This is a genomic window from Solihabitans fulvus, assembly GCF_008386585.1.
Classification (GTDB): domain Bacteria; phylum Actinomycetota; class Actinomycetes; order Mycobacteriales; family Pseudonocardiaceae; genus Solihabitans; species Solihabitans fulvus.
Genome location: NZ_VUOB01000081.1, coordinates 15529 through 30630, shown reverse-complemented (window position 1 = coordinate 30630; position 15102 = coordinate 15529). Strand labels below are relative to the sequence as shown.

Annotated in this window: 13 protein-coding genes and 1 pseudogene; 8 read left to right on the top strand and 6 right to left on the bottom strand. The window is 70.9% G+C overall.

Going from position 1 to position 15102, the window contains the following annotated elements; translation table 11 throughout:
- Positions 1 to 263 precede the first annotated feature (263 nt).
- From F0L68_RS37515 to F0L68_RS37495, 5 genes are all read right to left on the bottom strand, one after another.
- A complete protein-coding gene (locus tag F0L68_RS37515; protein WP_149854663.1) occupies positions 264 to 2174 on the bottom strand; it encodes a DUF5107 domain-containing protein in 1911 nt (636 codons plus the stop codon).
- Positions 2171 to 3022 carry a carbohydrate ABC transporter permease gene (locus F0L68_RS37510; protein WP_149854662.1) on the bottom strand — a complete coding sequence of 284 codons (852 nt, stop codon included), beginning with the start codon at positions 3020 to 3022 and terminating at the stop codon, positions 2171 to 2173. Before F0L68_RS37510 ends, F0L68_RS37515 begins: the two co-directional genes overlap by 4 nt.
- A gap of 17 nt (positions 3023 to 3039) precedes the next feature.
- Positions 3040 to 3999 carry a carbohydrate ABC transporter permease gene (locus F0L68_RS37505; RefSeq protein ID WP_149854661.1) on the bottom strand — a complete coding sequence of 320 codons (960 nt, stop codon included), beginning with the start codon at positions 3997 to 3999 and terminating at the stop codon, positions 3040 to 3042.
- Complete coding sequence (locus tag F0L68_RS37500) at positions 3999 to 5312, bottom strand: ABC transporter substrate-binding protein (RefSeq protein WP_149854660.1); 1314 nt, start codon at positions 5310 to 5312, stop codon at positions 3999 to 4001. The genes F0L68_RS37505 and F0L68_RS37500 overlap by 1 nt, the downstream gene beginning before the upstream one ends.
- Positions 5313 to 5546: 234 nt before the next feature.
- A complete protein-coding gene (locus F0L68_RS37495) occupies positions 5547 to 6332 on the bottom strand; it encodes a DeoR/GlpR family DNA-binding transcription regulator (protein ID WP_149854659.1) in 786 nt (261 codons plus the stop codon).
- A gap of 129 nt (positions 6333 to 6461) precedes the next feature.
- On the opposite strand from F0L68_RS37495, the gene F0L68_RS37490 reads away from it, so the two are divergent.
- From F0L68_RS37490 to F0L68_RS44810, 7 genes are all read left to right on the top strand, one after another.
- Positions 6462 to 7355, top strand: coding sequence for an SIS domain-containing protein (locus tag F0L68_RS37490; RefSeq protein WP_149854670.1), 894 nt, complete (start codon positions 6462 to 6464; stop codon positions 7353 to 7355).
- Positions 7356 to 7400: 45 nt separating this feature from the next.
- Positions 7401 to 8324: an ROK family protein gene (locus F0L68_RS37485; protein WP_149854658.1), complete on the top strand. Its 924-nt coding sequence runs from the start codon at positions 7401 to 7403 to the stop codon at positions 8322 to 8324.
- The gene (nagA, locus tag F0L68_RS37480; protein WP_149854657.1) at positions 8321 to 9478 is read left to right on the top strand and encodes an N-acetylglucosamine-6-phosphate deacetylase; all 1158 of its coding nucleotides are present in this window, start codon (positions 8321 to 8323) and stop codon (positions 9476 to 9478) included. The genes F0L68_RS37485 and nagA overlap by 4 nt, the downstream gene beginning before the upstream one ends.
- Positions 9479 to 9488: 10 nt before the next feature.
- Positions 9489 to 10322, top strand: a complete 834-nt coding sequence (locus F0L68_RS37475) for a class II fructose-bisphosphate aldolase (protein WP_149854656.1) — start codon at positions 9489 to 9491, stop codon at positions 10320 to 10322.
- A gap of 61 nt (positions 10323 to 10383) precedes the next feature.
- Positions 10384 to 11022, top strand: coding sequence for a flagellar biosynthesis protein FlhF (locus tag F0L68_RS37470; RefSeq protein WP_149854655.1), 639 nt, complete (start codon positions 10384 to 10386; stop codon positions 11020 to 11022).
- Positions 11023 to 11100: 78 nt separating this feature from the next.
- On the top strand, positions 11101 to 11832 hold the full coding sequence (locus tag F0L68_RS37465) for a DedA family protein (RefSeq protein WP_223199489.1): 732 nt from the start codon (positions 11101 to 11103) through the stop codon (positions 11830 to 11832).
- 149 nt (positions 11833 to 11981) lie between these two features.
- Positions 11982 to 12929, top strand: coding sequence for a cold-shock protein (locus tag F0L68_RS44810; RefSeq protein ID WP_149854654.1), 948 nt, complete (start codon positions 11982 to 11984; stop codon positions 12927 to 12929).
- Positions 12930 to 13158: 229 nt separating this feature from the next.
- Here F0L68_RS44810 and F0L68_RS37455 read toward each other — a convergent pair.
- Positions 13159 to 14003 (bottom strand): annotated as a pseudogene (locus F0L68_RS37455) (IS5 family transposase).
- Between the two features lie 202 nt (positions 14004 to 14205).
- On the opposite strand from F0L68_RS37455, the gene F0L68_RS37450 reads away from it, so the two are divergent.
- Complete coding sequence (locus tag F0L68_RS37450) at positions 14206 to 15099, top strand: hypothetical protein (RefSeq protein ID WP_149854653.1); 894 nt, start codon at positions 14206 to 14208, stop codon at positions 15097 to 15099.
- Positions 15100 to 15102: the final 3 nt, after the last annotated feature.

Here is a 15102-nt window from a genome sequence, read left to right as displayed (position 1 = left end):
CCCTGGAGGCGCAGGAGGGTGACGGAGCGAAGCGGAGTCGCCCGAGAAGCCGAAGGGGCCGACTTGAGGCGAACTCGCCCGGCCGAGCGAAGCGAGGCCCAATAAACACAGGTAGTCCAGAAACCGGGCAGCGAGCGAAGCGAGTCGCCGGCCAGAGCGTCATACCTGGCAGACGGCCAGAGCGTCGTCCTCACCTATCAAACGGCCAGAGCGCCAGGCACCCCACCAAAAAAACGGCCAGAGCGCCGTACCTGCCAAACGGCCTAGCCGTGCATCCGGAAGTCGTACCGGGCCGGCAAGGGTTCGTCGGGGCAGGCGCGGGACCACAGTTGGTCCAGGCTCACCTCGCCCTCGCGTAGGTCGTGCACGTCCACGCCGTCGCGCAGCAGCCCGGCGGCCCGGTCACGGTCTCCGTCGGCGAGCGCGGCCCGCACCTCCAACAACCGCACGCGGCCGTGTTCCCGTTGCCACGGAGGCAGTTCGGGCAGCAGGGCGAGCGCGGCGTCGGCTCGGCCGGCCGCGAGGAGCGCATCGAGGCACTCCACGGCGAGCTGCCACACCTCGGGCAGCAGCGCCCGCGCGGCGACGAGTCGGTCGGCGGCGTCGGCCAGCCTGCCTTCGGCCGCGTCGACCAGCGCCAGCGCCCGCCAGGCCGACGCGTTCTCCTGCCGGGCCAGCGAGTCCACGTAGTGTTGCCGGGCCGCGCCGAGGTCGCCTGCGGCGTGCGCGATCACCCCGAGATGGTAGGCGGTCGCCCAGGTCGGCCGCGCCGCCGCCAGCCGCCGCACCCAGTTCGCACCGTCCACATAGGACACTGAAGTCTCAGGAAGCTCGCCAGTCTCCAGCAGAGTCAGCCAGGCGTGTTGCTCAGCACCGAGCGTCGCCTCAGGGAAGACGTCGGGCAGCGGGGGCTCACCCGAGGCGGCGCGCCTGCGCTGCTCCAGCGCGCCCCAGCCGCTGCCGACGGCCACGGTCTCGGTCGGCGCGACGGACACCGACGCCTGGAAGAGAACGAGTTCGCGGTCGAGGTCGGGCAGGGTCTCCTCGAGCCGCGCGGCCACCTCCGCCACGGCGGCGGACCAGTCGGGGCCGTGCGTGACGCTCGGGTCGACGGTCACCGGACCGTAGGCCTCCACCCAGCTCCAGTCCGCGTCGGCGGGCATGGGCAGGTGCTCGTACTGGGTGCGGGCCAGGCCGGCCTGGATCTCGCAGTACGGCTGGGCGTTCTCGCCGCCGAGCCACCGCTGCCAGCGCCGGCCGCCGGTGGACTCGCCCCAGCAGAACAGCTTCCGGCCGCGCAGCCTGGAGGTCGACGCCTGGGCGAGTCCGTGGCCGTCCTCGTCGACGGCGGCGATCCACGGGCGCGGCGCGTCGGCCGGCAGATCGTGGAAGTAGTCGGCGGCATCGGGCGCCCTGCCGGGGTAAGTCGTGTCGTGCCCTTCATGCTCAGGAATATCCACTGTGGACAACGCACCGCCGTAAGAGGTGCGAAACGCCCTGGTGGAGGGCGCGAGCACGCGCAGAGTGGGGGTCTGCCGCACGGCGGTATTGGACCACCAGTACATCGGCGTCCCGTTCGGCCCCGGCCGGTCGATCCGCACCCCGACCAACAGCGCCGACGAGCCCTCCGGCAGCCAGGCGTCGACGTGGAACAGCACGCCGCGCAGGCGTTCCCACTCCCACATGCGCAGCACGGGAGTGCCGTCCGCGCGGGTGAGCAGGGCCGCGTGCAGCGGCGCGCAGGTCGTCGGCGAATGGCCCCTGGTGCCGATGTTCCACTCGACCCCGCCGGCGAACCAGGCGTTGCGCAGCGCGAGGTTGGCCGGCTGGAGCAGCGCGGGCACGTGCAGCAGCTCGCGGTCGGCGGCCTTGTCCCGCAACGACCACAGCCGGCCGCCGAGGTCGGGCAGGAAGGTGGCCCGCAGCGCGTCGTTCTCCAGCACCACGGTCCGCAGCTCGGTCGGCCGGGGCGCGCGCCCGTAGTCGTCCTGGAGCGAGTAGGGGAACACGGTCCGGACGTGCCCGTACCGCGCGCCCTCGGCAAGATCGGCCGGCACGCCGGAAAGGTCGATCTCGTAAGGCGGGTCGAGCAGGCCGGCCAGCGGGGGCAGCGGGTTCGGCGGGCCGAGCGGGGAGACCGGCAGCGTGAGCGTGCCGGTGCGAATCGAGGTCACTTCACGGCTCCCACGGTGAGTCCTTCGATGATGCGGCGGCCAAGCCACACGTACAGCGCGAGCATCGGCAGCACCAGGATGCTCACGCCGGCGAACAGCGCGCCGTAGTCGGAGCCGGAGTACTGCTGGGTCTGGAGGAAGCCGAGCAGGGCGAGCGAGAGGGTCTGCTTGCCGCTGTCCTGGATGAAGACCAGCGCGATGAAGGTCTCGTTCCACAGCGAGATGAGGTTCAGGATCAGCGCGGTGATCAAACCGTTGCGCGCCACCGGAAGCACGATCTGCACGAACGTGCGCAGCGCGCCTGCCCCGTCGATCGCGGCGGCCTCCTCGATCTCCTCGGGCAGCGAGCCGAAGAAGCCGATCAGCAGGAACACGGTGAACGGCACGGAGAGCGCGACGTAGAGCACGAACAGGCCGCCGAGGCTGTTCACCAGGCCGGCGTCCTGCATCATCACGAACAGCGGGATCACGATGACCTGCACGGGGATCCCGATGCCAAGCGCGAAGAACACCGCCATCGCGCCGGAGATCCTGGTCTTCGTCTTGGCCAGCACGTAGGAGGCCGGCGCGGACACCGCGACCACCACCACCGAGGACGCGACCACCAGCACCACCGTGTTCAGCGCGGCCTGGCCGAAGTGGCTGTCCGACCACGCCTTCACGAAGTTGCCGAACCGGCCGAGGCTGGACAGCCCCCACGGCTCGCGGAAGATCGCGGTGTGCTCGCGCAGCGCGGCGAGCAGCATCCACAGCAGCACGCCGATGTTGAACGCGACCAGGAGCCAGACCGCGACGATGCCGACGCGGCGCACCGGGCCGGTGTCCGTGCGTGCGGATCGTGATCCCATCGGGCGCTCCCTAGAACCTAGAACTGCACGGCTTCGCGCCGCAGCAGGCGGCGAAGCAGCACGACGAGGACGGTGACGGCGGCGAGCATGACGACGGCGGCCGCCGACGCGTAGCCGAACTGGTACTGCGGCACCCGGCCGCCGAAGGTCGATCCGTAGATGAACAGCGCGCTGTTCCACACGCTCAGCGGCGGCATGTCGTTGGTGGTGCCGCCGAACGCGTAGATGAACTCGAAGATCTTCAGTGAGGAGATCGTCCACAGCACGGCCGCAGTGGCCACCACGTCCCAGGACAGCGGCAGGGTCACGTACCGGAAGCGCTGCCAGGCCGTCGCCCCGGCCAGCGAGCAGTCCTCGTACAGGTCGGGCGGGATGCGGTCGACGCCGGCCATGATGATGGTGGTGTAGAAGCCGGTGTTCACCCACGTCAGGCCCAGCATGATGATCGCGGACAGGTGGTTGGCCATCCAGTTCGGGCCGGTGCCGCCGAGCACCGCGTGCCAGGCGTTGTTGACCAGGCCGTCGCTGGAGAACATGAAGCCCCAGAACACCGAGAGCACGACCGGCGCGACGATGTAGGGGAAGAACATCACCGCGCGGACGATCGCCTTGCCCTTCATGTCGCGCAGCACCATGGTGAGCGCGAAGCTGACCACGAAGGTGGCCGCGCCGACCACGACGAGGATCAGCAGCGTGTAGCCGAACGCGCCGAGGAACGCGGAGTCGCCGAGGAGGATCTTGTAGTTCTCGATCCCGCGCGAGCGCATCTCGCCGACGCCGTCCCACTTGGTGAAGCTGATCCACAGCGAGGCGAGCGAGGGGGCGATGAAGAACACCACGTACAACAGCAGTGCTGGCAACAGGAACGGCCAGAACATCCGCCGCCTGCGCCGACCGAGCGGCGTCGACGCGGCGGAAGCCCTGCTGGACCCCCGCCGCGCCCGCGTTCCGGCTGGCAGCGCCGAAACTGCTGCCATCAGCCGTTCTTCTTCCAGTAGTTGGCCTGCTTCTCGATGATCGCGGCGATGAACCCGTCGACGTCGGTCTTGCCCTTGAGCAGGTCGCTGGCCGCCGGGTAGAACGCCTCCTCGACGTAGCCGGGGAAGTCGGAGTCGAGGCCGTCGAGCGGTCGGACGACGGGCAGCTCAGCGGCGGCCTTGCCGAGGTCGGCCAGCTCGGTCGGCGCGGTGAGCTTCGGGTTGGGCGTGAGGTTCTTGGCCACGCTGGAGATCTTCTGGAGGTTCTCGTCGCGCATGAAGTAGGCGACGAACTTCTCCGCGGCGCTGGCGTTCTTCGCCTTGTCGGGGATGGCGAAGCCGATGGACTGCACCGGAACGTACTGCTCGGCGATCTTGGGCAGCGGCGCGAAGTGGTACTGGAAGCCGGCCTTGGCCTTGCCGCCGGTCTCGCTCGGCGCCCAGCTGCCCATGTTCAGGAAGTCGGCCTGGCCCTGCGCCCACTTCTCCTGCACGGCAGGCCACTTGCCGCCGTCGTAGCCGGGGATGAAGTAGCCGCCGGTGACGAGGTCCTTGACCTTGGCCAGGCCCGCGCGCACCTTCGGGTCGTCCCACGCCTTGGCGGTCTTGTCCTTGGCGATCTCGTTGAGCTTGTCCTTGCCGAGCTCGTTCTGGAGCACCCCGGTGATCCAGATGCCGTCGTAGTTGGCGATGTCCGCGTCCAGGGCGAGCGGGCTGGCGCCGCCGGCCTTGCGCTGGGCGAGCAGGCCGGTGAAGTCGGCCCAGGTCTTGGGCGGGGAGCTGACCACGTTCGGCAGCGCGGCGCCGTCGAACCACAGGCCGTAGCCGATCACCTCGTAGGGCACCAGGTAGGGCTTGCCGTCGACCTTGAGGGTGCCGGTGTACTTGTCGGAGATGACGTCGGAGACCTTCTTGCCGCCGCTGACCTCCGTGCCGTAGAGCCCGGTCAGGTCGCGCTGGGCCTTGGTGGACACCAGGGCGGCCTTCACCGAGTTCTCGTCCTGGTCAACCAGGTCGGGGACGTCGCCGCTGCGCAGCGTCGGCGTGAGCTTCTTGAGGACGTCCCTGCCCTGCCACTGGATGGTGACCGTGGTGCCGGTGTCCTTCTTGAAGGCGTCGGCCGCGGCCTGGAGGACCTGGGCCTGCGGCTCGTTCTCCTTCCACATGGACCAGTAGGTCAGCGACTTGCCGTCGCCGGACCCACCGGAGGACGACCCGCAGGCGACCAGCGACAGCGCGACGACGCCGGTCGCGGCCGCGGCGAGAACTCGTGCCCGCTTGCTGGGCCGACCCTGGGGTGAGGAGTTGACCATGGGCGCTCCCGTGTCTCGTTCGCCAGCCGTCCTGCCGGCGGATTCTTGTCAAGTACTGCTCGAAATCCCGCAACTTCGTGCGTGATTTGGCATATGTTTACGCGTGAACACGCATGAGTCAACAGCCAACCGGGAACGGTAGGTCCTTCGTTACCGCGCCGCGACAGCGTCAGGGCATGCCAAAAAACGGCACGTCGTGCCGTTGGGGAGGGGAACGCGCCGGTGCGGCGCGGGTCAGACGCGCAGCACCTCGACGCCGCGCTCCTCGAAGCGCCGGACGTCCTCGTCGCTCGCGTCGGAGTCGGTGACGAGCACGTGCAGCTCGTCCACCCCGCAGATCCTGGCGAACGCGCTGGCGCCCAGCTTGGACGAGTCGGCCACCACGACGACCTTGCGGGCCCGCGCGGTGAGCATCCGGTTGATGCTCGCCTCGCCCTCGTGGTGCGCGCTCGCGCCGGCGACCGGGTCGACCGCGTCGACGCCGAGGAACGTCAGGTCCAGCGTCAGCTCGTCGAGGATCTTGGTGCCGAGCGGGCCGATCAGCTCGTAGGACTGCGGCCGGGCGACGCCGCCGGTGACGACGAGCTTGACCTGAGGGCGCACCGCCAGCTCGTTGGCGATGTTGAGCGCGTTGGTCACCACGGTGATGGCCGTCTCGCCCTCGATGTGGTTCAGGTCCACCCTGGTGGCCAGCGCCCTGGCCACCTCGGTGGCCGTGGTGCCGCCGTTGAGGCCGACCACCGAGCCCCGCGAGGCCAGCGCGGCGGCCGCCTTGCCGATGCGCTGTTTCTCGTCGGCGTGCCGCACCGACTTGTAGCGCAGCGGCAGGTCGTAGGACACCGCGTGGGCCACCGCGCCGCCCCTGGTGCGGGTCAGCAGCTGCTGGTCCGCGAGGTGGTCGAGGTCGCGCCGAATGGTCGCGGCCGACACGTCCAGCTCCTCGGCGATCTCGTCGACGTCGACCCTTCCCCGCTCGGCGAGGATTTCCAGCAGCGCGTTGAGCCGCTCGTACCGGTTCACAGGCTCACCTCCGCGTACATGATCGCGCATCGGGTCTCGACGAGCGACTGTTTGATACTGCACTATCATGGATAGTTGTACGCACTTGTGCGCAGGAGCGCGCAGGCCCGATCAGGGGAGGGCTACGGGGTGACCGAGCAGTTCTTCGTCTCGTCCGAGATCACCAGCCAACCCGAGTGCTGGCGCCAGGCAGCGGCGTTGGCGGACACCGTCACCGACGCGCTCCCGACCCGAGGCGAGCGGGTCGCCGTGGTCGGTTGCGGCACCTCGTGGTTCGTCGCGCAGGCCTACGCGGCGCTGCGCGAAGCGGCGGGTCAGGGGGAGACGGACGCCTTCGCGGCGTCGGAGTTCCCGCTCGGCCGCCGGTATGACCGGGTGCTGGCGCTGTCGCGCTCCGGCACCACCACCGAGGTGTTGCAGCTCCTCGCCGACCTGCGCGGCGTGTCGCCGACCAGCGCGATCACCGGCGATGCGCGGATGCCCGTCGCCGACGTGGCCGACCAGCTGGTCGAACTGGACTTCGCCGACGAGCGTTCCGTGGTGCAGACCAGGTTCGCCACCAGCACGCTCGCCCTGCTGCGGGCGAGCCTGGGCGACCGGCTGGACCGGGCGATCGCCGACGCCGAACGCCTGCTCGCCAGGCCGCTCGCGGACGAGCTCGTGCGGGCCGAGCAGTTCACCTTCCTCGGCAGGGGCTGGACCTGCGGACTCGCCCAGGAGGCCGGGCTGAAGATGCGCGAGGCCGCCGGCGCGTGGACCGAGGCGTACCCGGCCATGGAGTACCGGCACGGCCCGATCAGCATCACCGGGCCGAACCGGGTGGCGTTCATGTTCGGCGAGGCGCCGACCGGGCTGCCGGAGCAGGTGGTCGCAACGGGTGGGATGTTCCACAGTGGAACGGAGGACCCCATGGCGCAGTTGATCACAGCGCAGCGGCTCGCGGTGGCGATCGCGCAGGCCAGGGGCCTGAACCCGGACCAGCCAAGGCACCTCACCCGTTCGGTCATCCTCGACCACTCCTAGCCCTGGTATAGACCAATGGCGGTGAGATAGCGCAGGATCGCTCACGTGAGACATGTCGTGGCCGTCGACGTCGGCGGCACCGAAACCAAGGCCGCGCTGGTCGCCGGCACCCGTGACGGGGTGTCGGCGGTCCGGCAACTTCGCCGAGGCACCCCGCGCCTGCCCGACGGCACGGCGACCGCCGAGGCGGTCGTCGACCTGGTGGTCGAGCTGGTCGGTCTGCTCGGCGAGGACTCGCCACTCCCGGTGGACGGCATCGGCGTCGTCGTGCCTGGGGTGGTGGACGAGGCCGTCGGTGTCGGCGTCTTCTCGGCCAACCTCGGCTGGCGGGACTACCCGTTCGGCGAGGTGCTGACCAGGCGCCTCGGGCTGCCGGTCGCGTTCGGCCACGACGTCAGGGCTGGCGGCCTCGCCGAGCACCGCATCGGCGCCGCGCGCGGCCTCACCGACGCGGTGATCATGCCGATCGGCACGGGCATCGCGGCGGCGCTGGTGCTCGGCGGGCAGTTGCAGAGCGGCGGCGGGTACTCCGGCGAGATCGGCCACGTCGACGTCGGCCACGGTGACCCGTGCGGCTGCGGCCAGCACGGCTGCGTCGAGGTGCGGGCGTCCTCGGCGGCCATCGCGCGCCGGTACACCGCCCGCAGCGGCCGGGCCGTGCGCGGCGCGGTCGAGGTGGCCGAGCGGGTCCGCGCCGGCGAGGCCGACGCGGTCGCCGTGTGGCAGGAGGCCGTCGAGGCGCTGGCCAAGGGCATCCTGTTGGTGGCAACGCTGCTCGGCCCCGAGGCCGTGGTGCTCGGTGGCGGCCTCGCCATGGCGGGCAGTCTCCTCACCGATCCACTGCGGGACCGGCTGGACGGTCTCATCATCTTCCAGCGGCGACCTGAGCTGCGGCTGGCCGCGCTCGGCGACGAGGCCGGCTGCCTCGGTGCGGCGCTGCTCGCCATTGACACGTTGGAGGGGCCATGAGTACGTGGGGTGGACCGGTGGACACGACGCTGACCGGGGGTCGGATCGCGACGCCGGACGGGGTGCTCGAGTCCGGCTGGATCAGCGTCCGCGACGGCCGGATCGACGCCGTCGGCGAGGGCGCCGCGCCGGAAGGCGAGACTGTCGACCTCGACGGAGCCCTCGTGGTGCCCGGGTTCGTCGACATCCACTGCCACGGCGGCGGCGGTGGGGCGTTCTCCAGCCCCGACCATGAGCTGGTGCGCAGGGCCGTCGCCGCGCACCGCAGGCACGGCACCACCACGATGCTGGCCAGCCTGGTGTCCCGGCCGATTCCCGAGCTGGCTGACCAGGTCGCCGCGCTGGCCGAACTGGTCGACGACGGCGTCTTCGCCGGGGTGCACCTGGAGGGCCCGTTCCTGTCCGCGGCCCGCTGCGGCGCGCACGACCCGGCGATCCTGCGCGCGCCTGACACCCATTCGGTGGCCACGCTGCTGCGCGCTGGCCGGGGCACGGTGCGGATGGTGACGATCGCGCCAGAGCTGGACAACGGGGTCGAGGCCGTGCGCCAACTGGTGGACGGCGGCGTGCTGGCCGCGATCGGCCACACCGACGCGACCGAGGCGCAGGTGCGGCCCGCGGTGGACGCCGGCGCGACGATCGCCACCCACCTGTTCAACGGCATGCGCCCGCTGCACCACCGCGAACCAGGACCGATCGGCGCGCTGCTCGACGACGAGCGGGTCACCGTCGAGCTGATCTGCGACCTGCACCACCTGCACCCGACGGCCGTGCGGCTCGCCGCCAAGCACGCCGGCCTCGGCCGCACGGTGCTGGTCACCGACGCGATGGCCGCCGCAGGGGTCGGCGACGGCGTCTACGACATCGGCGGCCTCGCGGTCACCGTCAAGGACGGCGTGCCGACGCTCGGCGAGGGCGGCGCGCTGGCGGCCAGCACGCTGACCATGGACGCGGCGTTCCGGAACTTCGTGCGGAGCTGCGAACTGACCATCTGCCAGGCGGTCGCGGCGACCTCGACGCGGCCGGCCGCGCTGCTCGGCCTCGCCGGTGAGACCGGCGAGCTGCGCGCTGGCCTTGCGGCGGATCTTGTTGTGCTGGACGAAGAACTGCGCCCTCGTGACGTGATGATCAAGGGTGAATGGGTCAAGGAATAAGGGAGTACGCGTGCTCACACCGACCGACGAGATCGTCTCCGCCGCCGCAGCCAGGGGGCGCGGCGTCGGGGCGTTCAACGTGATCCAGTTGGAGCACGCGGAGGCGCTGGTCGCCGGCGCGGAACGGGCCGGCGCGCCGGTGGTGTTGCAGATCAGCGAGAACGCGGTGCGCTACCACGGCGCGCTCGCGCCGATCGGCCTGGCGACCCTCGAGGTCGCCAGGCGGTCGACCGCGCGGGTCGCGGTGCACCTCGACCACGCGGAGAGCACCGAATTGGTGGCCGAGGCCGTCGCGCTTGGCTTCACCAGCGTGATGTTCGACGGCTCCAAGCTCGACTACGCGGAGAACGTGCGGGTGACGGCCGAGGTGGTGCGGCGGTGCCACTCCGCCGGGGTGTCGGTCGAGGCCGAGCTCGGCGAGGTCGGCGGCAAGGACGGCGTGCACGCGGCCGGGGCGCGCACCGACCCGGCCGAGGCGGCCAGGTTCGTCGCGGACACCGGGGTGGACGCGTTGGCGGTCGCGGTCGGCAGCTCGCACGCGATGCTAACCAAGGACGCGGCGCTGGACTTCGGGCTGATCGGCGAGCTGAGCGGGGCGGTGCCGGTGCCGCTGGTGCTGCACGGCTCGTCCGGGGTGCCCGACGAAGGCCTGACGCTGGCCGTCGACTCCGGCATGACGAAGATCAACATCGCCACCCAGCTGAACAAGGTGTTCACCGCAGCGGTGCGCGAGTTCCTCGCCGCGAACCCTGGCGTGGTCGACACCAGGAAGTACCTTGCCGCCGGGCGCGAGGCCGTGGCGGCCGAGGTGTGCCGGCTGCTCGGCGTGCTGCGCGCCGCCTGATTCCCCACGTGATCGGTGTCACCGGGACGGTGCCGGCGGCAGGTGGACTACCGTCGGCGCCGTGACCAAGGCCGACGATCCGGAACGCCTGCTGGCCGACGCGTTGCGGGCGCAGGCGGCCAGCGCGACCCTCACGCCGCTGCCGCCCCCGGTGACCGACACCGCGCCGCCGACGCCGCCCGCCGTCGACCCGGTCAACCAAGTCGACAAATCGACCAAAGCCGACGGTGTAGCCAAGTCCGCCGAGGCCGCGCCGGCCGACCAGCCTGAACCCGACCCGGCCGAGGCGGCGGACCCGGCCGAGGAGCCTGACGCGGAGCCGACCCCGGCCGAGGCCGAAGCCGAAGACACCGAGCAGGCCGAGGACACGGAGCACTCGGCGGAGCACGAGGACCCTGCCGACGACGAGCCCGCAGGCCAGGAGCCGGGCGGGCACGACGGGTCGGCCGACTCGGACACGGCCGACTCGGACACGGGCGCGATCGTGCACACCGCCAACCCGTTCGGGCTGCTCTCCGGCAGTGACGCGGTGCTGCCCGAGTTCGCCGACGTCACCCGGACCACGGTCGCCCCGCCGGACGCGCCGACCGACGCGCTGCCGACCCGCCGACCCGCCCTGCCGGTCCGCTGGATCCTGCTGCTCGCGCTCCTGCTCGGGCTGGCCGCCGGCACCATCGTCGGCGTCCTCACGCTCCGCTGACACCCGGTCCGCAGCGCGGACGCACGGAAGGGACCGCGCACAAAGATCTACATCTTGCTCTTAAACTCGCCCTGTACCTTGTGCCGTGTGAACCACGCGCTCACCACCACTATCGCTCTCGGTCCGCAGTGGCTGAAGGCCGACTACCTGTTGCACAGCCTGATGGACGCACTCGGGCCGTGGTTCCTGGTCGGCCTGTGCTTCATCATTTTCGCCGAGTGCGGCCTGTTGATCGGCTTCTTCCTGCCCGGCGACTCGCTGCTGTTCACCGCGGGCCTTTTCATCGCCACCAACGACATCAAGACGCCGTTGTGGCTGATGTGCGTGCTGTTGTCGGTGTGCGCGTTCGCCGGCAACGTGGTGGGTTACGGCATCGGCTACAAGGCCGGGCCGGCGTTGTTCAACAAGCCGGACTCCAAGCTGTTCAAGCGCGAACACGTCGACCGCACGCACGTCTTCTTCGACAAGTACGGCCCGCGCGCGATCGTGCTCGCCAGGTTCGTGCCGATCGTGCGGACGTTCATCACCGCGATCGCCGGCGTCGGCAGGATGGACCGCAAGAAGTTCTTCGGCTACTCGGCCATCGGCGGCGTCGCGTGGGCGACCGGCGTGACGATCCTCGGCTACTTCCTCGGCCAGATCGGGTTCGTGCGCAGCAACGTCGAGCTGATCCTCGTCCTGCTCGTGCTCATCTCGGTCACTCCGATCATCGTCGAGGTGCTCAAGGCGCGCCGGGAACGCAAGGCGGCCAACGAGAACTCGGCCGAGGTCACCCAGCACATCGAGCGGATCCGCCCGAACGACGCCTAAGACCTGGTCTCAAAACTCGGCGTGTCGCTAGGTGAACCAACGGCCCGCCCCTGGCTCCGCACCGCCCGCCTGTGGGCCCGGCCCGACGGACCGGAGGTCTGTCAGAGAGACTGGGGGCCAGTGCCCGCCCTCTCGACCTGGAGCCTGTGATGCCGCAAGGGACCGTCCGTTGGTTCGACGCCGAACGGGGTTTCGGCTTCCTCGCGCCCGAGGACGGCTCGCCGGACGTGTTCGTGCACGCCTCCGAGATCGTCGGGGACGGCGGCGCGAAAGTGCTCCGCGAGGGTCAGGCCGTCGTGTTCGAGGTCGGCGAGAACGACCGCGGGCCCCAGGCGCTGCGCGTTCGCGTCACCGCCGATGCGGCCACCGGCAGCGCCGTGGGCCTGCTCGGCACCGTCAACTGGTACGAGCCGGGCAAGGGGTACGGCTTCGCGTCGCCGGACGGCGGCGGCGCCGACATCTTCGTGCACAGCTCCGCCATCGTGACCGGCGGCGTGGTCACCGAGGGGCAGCGGGTGGCCTTCCTGATCGTCGAAGGCGAGCGCGGCCCACAGGCCGAGCACGTGATCCCGCTGGGAGCAGGGGCCGGCTCACCCGCTGCGGCTGGTATCGCGGACGGTGCCGACGGCACGGTGGCCTGGTACGACGAGGACAAGGGCTTCGGCTTCATCAACCCCGACTCCGGCGCCGGGGACGTCTTCGTTCACGCCCGGGCCCTGGCCGAGGGGCTGACGTGGCTCGCGGAGGGCGACCGCGTCGCCTACGAGGTGGCTAGTGGAGACAAGGGCCCGCAGGCCCGCGACGTGCACCTGGTCCGGGGCACCGAGCCCCAGACGGCGCCGCAGCGGTCGGCACCTGCCGCGGCCGCAGGGCCGGCGGCGCGGGACGTGCCCGTACGAGGCGGCGAGGGCGTCGTCGCGCGCTACGACGGCGACCGAGGCTTCGGCTTCATCACCCCGGACGCAGGCGGCGACGATCTCTTCGCCCACGTGTCCGTGATCATGGGGTCGGAGCCGCTGCAGAAGGGTGACCGGGTCCGGTACGCGGTGCGTCAGAGCGACCGGGGCCCGCAGGCCGACCGCATCGAACGCCTCTGAAGAGGCGGCCCCACCGATGGCTGGTCACTTCCCGACGAGCGTGCTCGTTCATCCCCGTCGATGGTGCCGTCAGCAACGCGGCTGCAGCCTCCTCCAGGAGATCGATCTCCCTCGTGGTGACGGGGCCCCGTGCCGACCCGAGGACCTGCTCCGCGCTCAGAAGCTCACCAGTCACCCCCACCCAACGACACAGAGCTACCGATGTATCCCACACGAGTGAATGGATGCGTTAGACCTGGTCGCAGAGCTCGATCTTTATGAGCCGGCGGACGTTGATCACGGTGCAGGCCAGCGTGAGTAGCGCCAGCGTGGTGCGTTCGGTCCGGTCGTAGCGCAGCCCGAGGCGTTTGAACCGCAGCAGCCAGGAGATGGTGCGTTCGACGACCCAGCGGACCCGGCCGAGGCGGGACTTGCCCTCAATCCCGCGCCGGGCGATACGGACCTTGATACCGCGGCGGGTCAGGTAGCGGCGGCAGCGGCGGTAGTCGTAGCCCTTGTCGGCGTGCAGCTTGTCCGGTCGGCATCGTGGCCGGCCCGCCCGGCCGTGGTGGCCGCGCACGGTCGGGTTCGTGTCCAGCAGCGGCTCGAACAACAATGCTGTCGTGGGTGTTTGCCGCCGACAACATGATGTGCAGCGGTAGCCCGTTCGCGTCGCACAGAACGTGGTACTTGGAGCCGGCTCTACCCCGGTCAGTGGGGCTGCGGCCGGTCAGCTCGCCCTCCTTTTTTCGACCGCACCGACACCGCGTCGATGCAGCTTCTGGTCCAGTCGAGCTCGTCGATGTTGGACAGCTCGTCGAGCACGAGCTGGTGCAGCCGGTCCCACACGCCGGCGTCCTGCCACTCACGTAACCGCCGCCACGCGGTGTGCCCGGAACCGCATCCGAGCTGCTCGGGTAGGTCTCGCCAGCGGCAGCCGGTGTCGAGCACGAACAAGATCCCTTCTAGCGCGGCACGGTCATCGATCCGGGGCCGCCCACCCGGACCGCGCGGCGCTGGTCGGGACGGGATCAGGGGTTCGATCAGCTCCCAGAGCCGGTCTTCGACCCGCCGCTGCTGCGTCGTCTTCGCCACGACTGCCCACGATCGACGACCAGGACCGGCAGGTTACGCAGTGACACACCCCTAAGTTTTGAGACCAGGTCTAAGTCACGCCCGAACGACGCCTGAGTCGCGTCCGCGCGGACTTTTCGCCGAGCGAGGAACTTCCGCGTTCGACGACCCTTGTGTCCCGAACGGGGCGAAACCGTCGGTGGATGCCCGTACCGTCCATGGGGTGCGACGCAGGGAGCTCGACCTCGCAGATTTCGCACCCGACTGGCGTGGGCTGCGGCTGGACGTCGACCGCGTAGCACGGCCCTCCCTACGCCCCGAGGTTGGCGACCACCGGCACATGCTGATCCGCCAGGGCCGGACGCCGGTGCTGTTCGTCCAGTTCGCGCAGGGCTACGGCAACGCCGAGTACCACCGGGCGCCCGGCTACCGCTCGCCGCTGCAACCGACGCCGGTCAAGCTGGCCTACCAACTGGCCGACCCCGGCAGCCCGGCCTGGTACGCGTGCTGGTTGCACCGCTTCGCCGACCTGCTCGCCGAGTCGCCCGGCCCGCTGCACGACGGCAGCTGGCTGCTGCACCGCGAACTGCTGCCGCCGGAGCCGCTTCGGGTGCTCGACACCGGCCCGGCCGGCTCCTTCCAGTGGTGGGAGGGCGGGCCGCACGTGCTGCCGCTGCGCGCGCTGTCGCCAGCCGACGCGCCGAGGGTGTCGGCATACCGGCGGCAGGCCCGCGACGGCGTGCTCCCGCCGATCCTGCTGTGGTACGTCTCCGGGCTCGCCGGCTTCGTCGTGCTCGACGGCCACGACCGGCTCGCCGCCGCGCTCGCCGAGGGCGTCCGGCCGCCCGTGCTGCACCTGTGCCGGGGCGGCGAGGACCAGCGGGCCACGAACTGGCTGGCCGGCGAGATCGACCGCTACACGGCGGCGATGCGGCGGCCCGGCGTCACCACCGGCACCGCACGGCAGCTCGGCGGGGCGCTGGCGGCGACCTACCGGCGCGCGATGCTGGACATGTGGCGGACCCGCGCCTGGCCGGTGCCGGGCGGGCGCACCGGGTGGCGGTCGGCGGCGGCCGCCGCGCGCGCGACCTCCCTGCTGCGGCCAAGGGTGCGCTGACCG

What these genes read in the sequence shown, in the direction of transcription:
- F0L68_RS37500 (WP_149854660.1), bottom strand. Translation starts at nt 5,312, where the DNA reads ATGGTCAACTCCTCACCCCAGGGTCGGCCCAGCAAGCGGGCACGAGTT.
- F0L68_RS37510 (WP_149854662.1), bottom strand. Translation starts at nt 3,022, where the DNA reads ATGGGATCACGATCCGCACGCACGGACACCGGCCCGGTGCGCCGCGTC.
- F0L68_RS37505 (WP_149854661.1), bottom strand. Translation starts at nt 3,999, where the DNA reads ATGGCAGCAGTTTCGGCGCTGCCAGCCGGAACGCGGGCGCGGCGGGGG.
- nagA (WP_149854657.1), top strand. Translation starts at nt 8,321, where the DNA reads ATGAGTACGTGGGGTGGACCGGTGGACACGACGCTGACCGGGGGTCGG.
- F0L68_RS44810 (WP_149854654.1), top strand. Translation starts at nt 11,982, where the DNA reads ATGCCGCAAGGGACCGTCCGTTGGTTCGACGCCGAACGGGGTTTCGGC.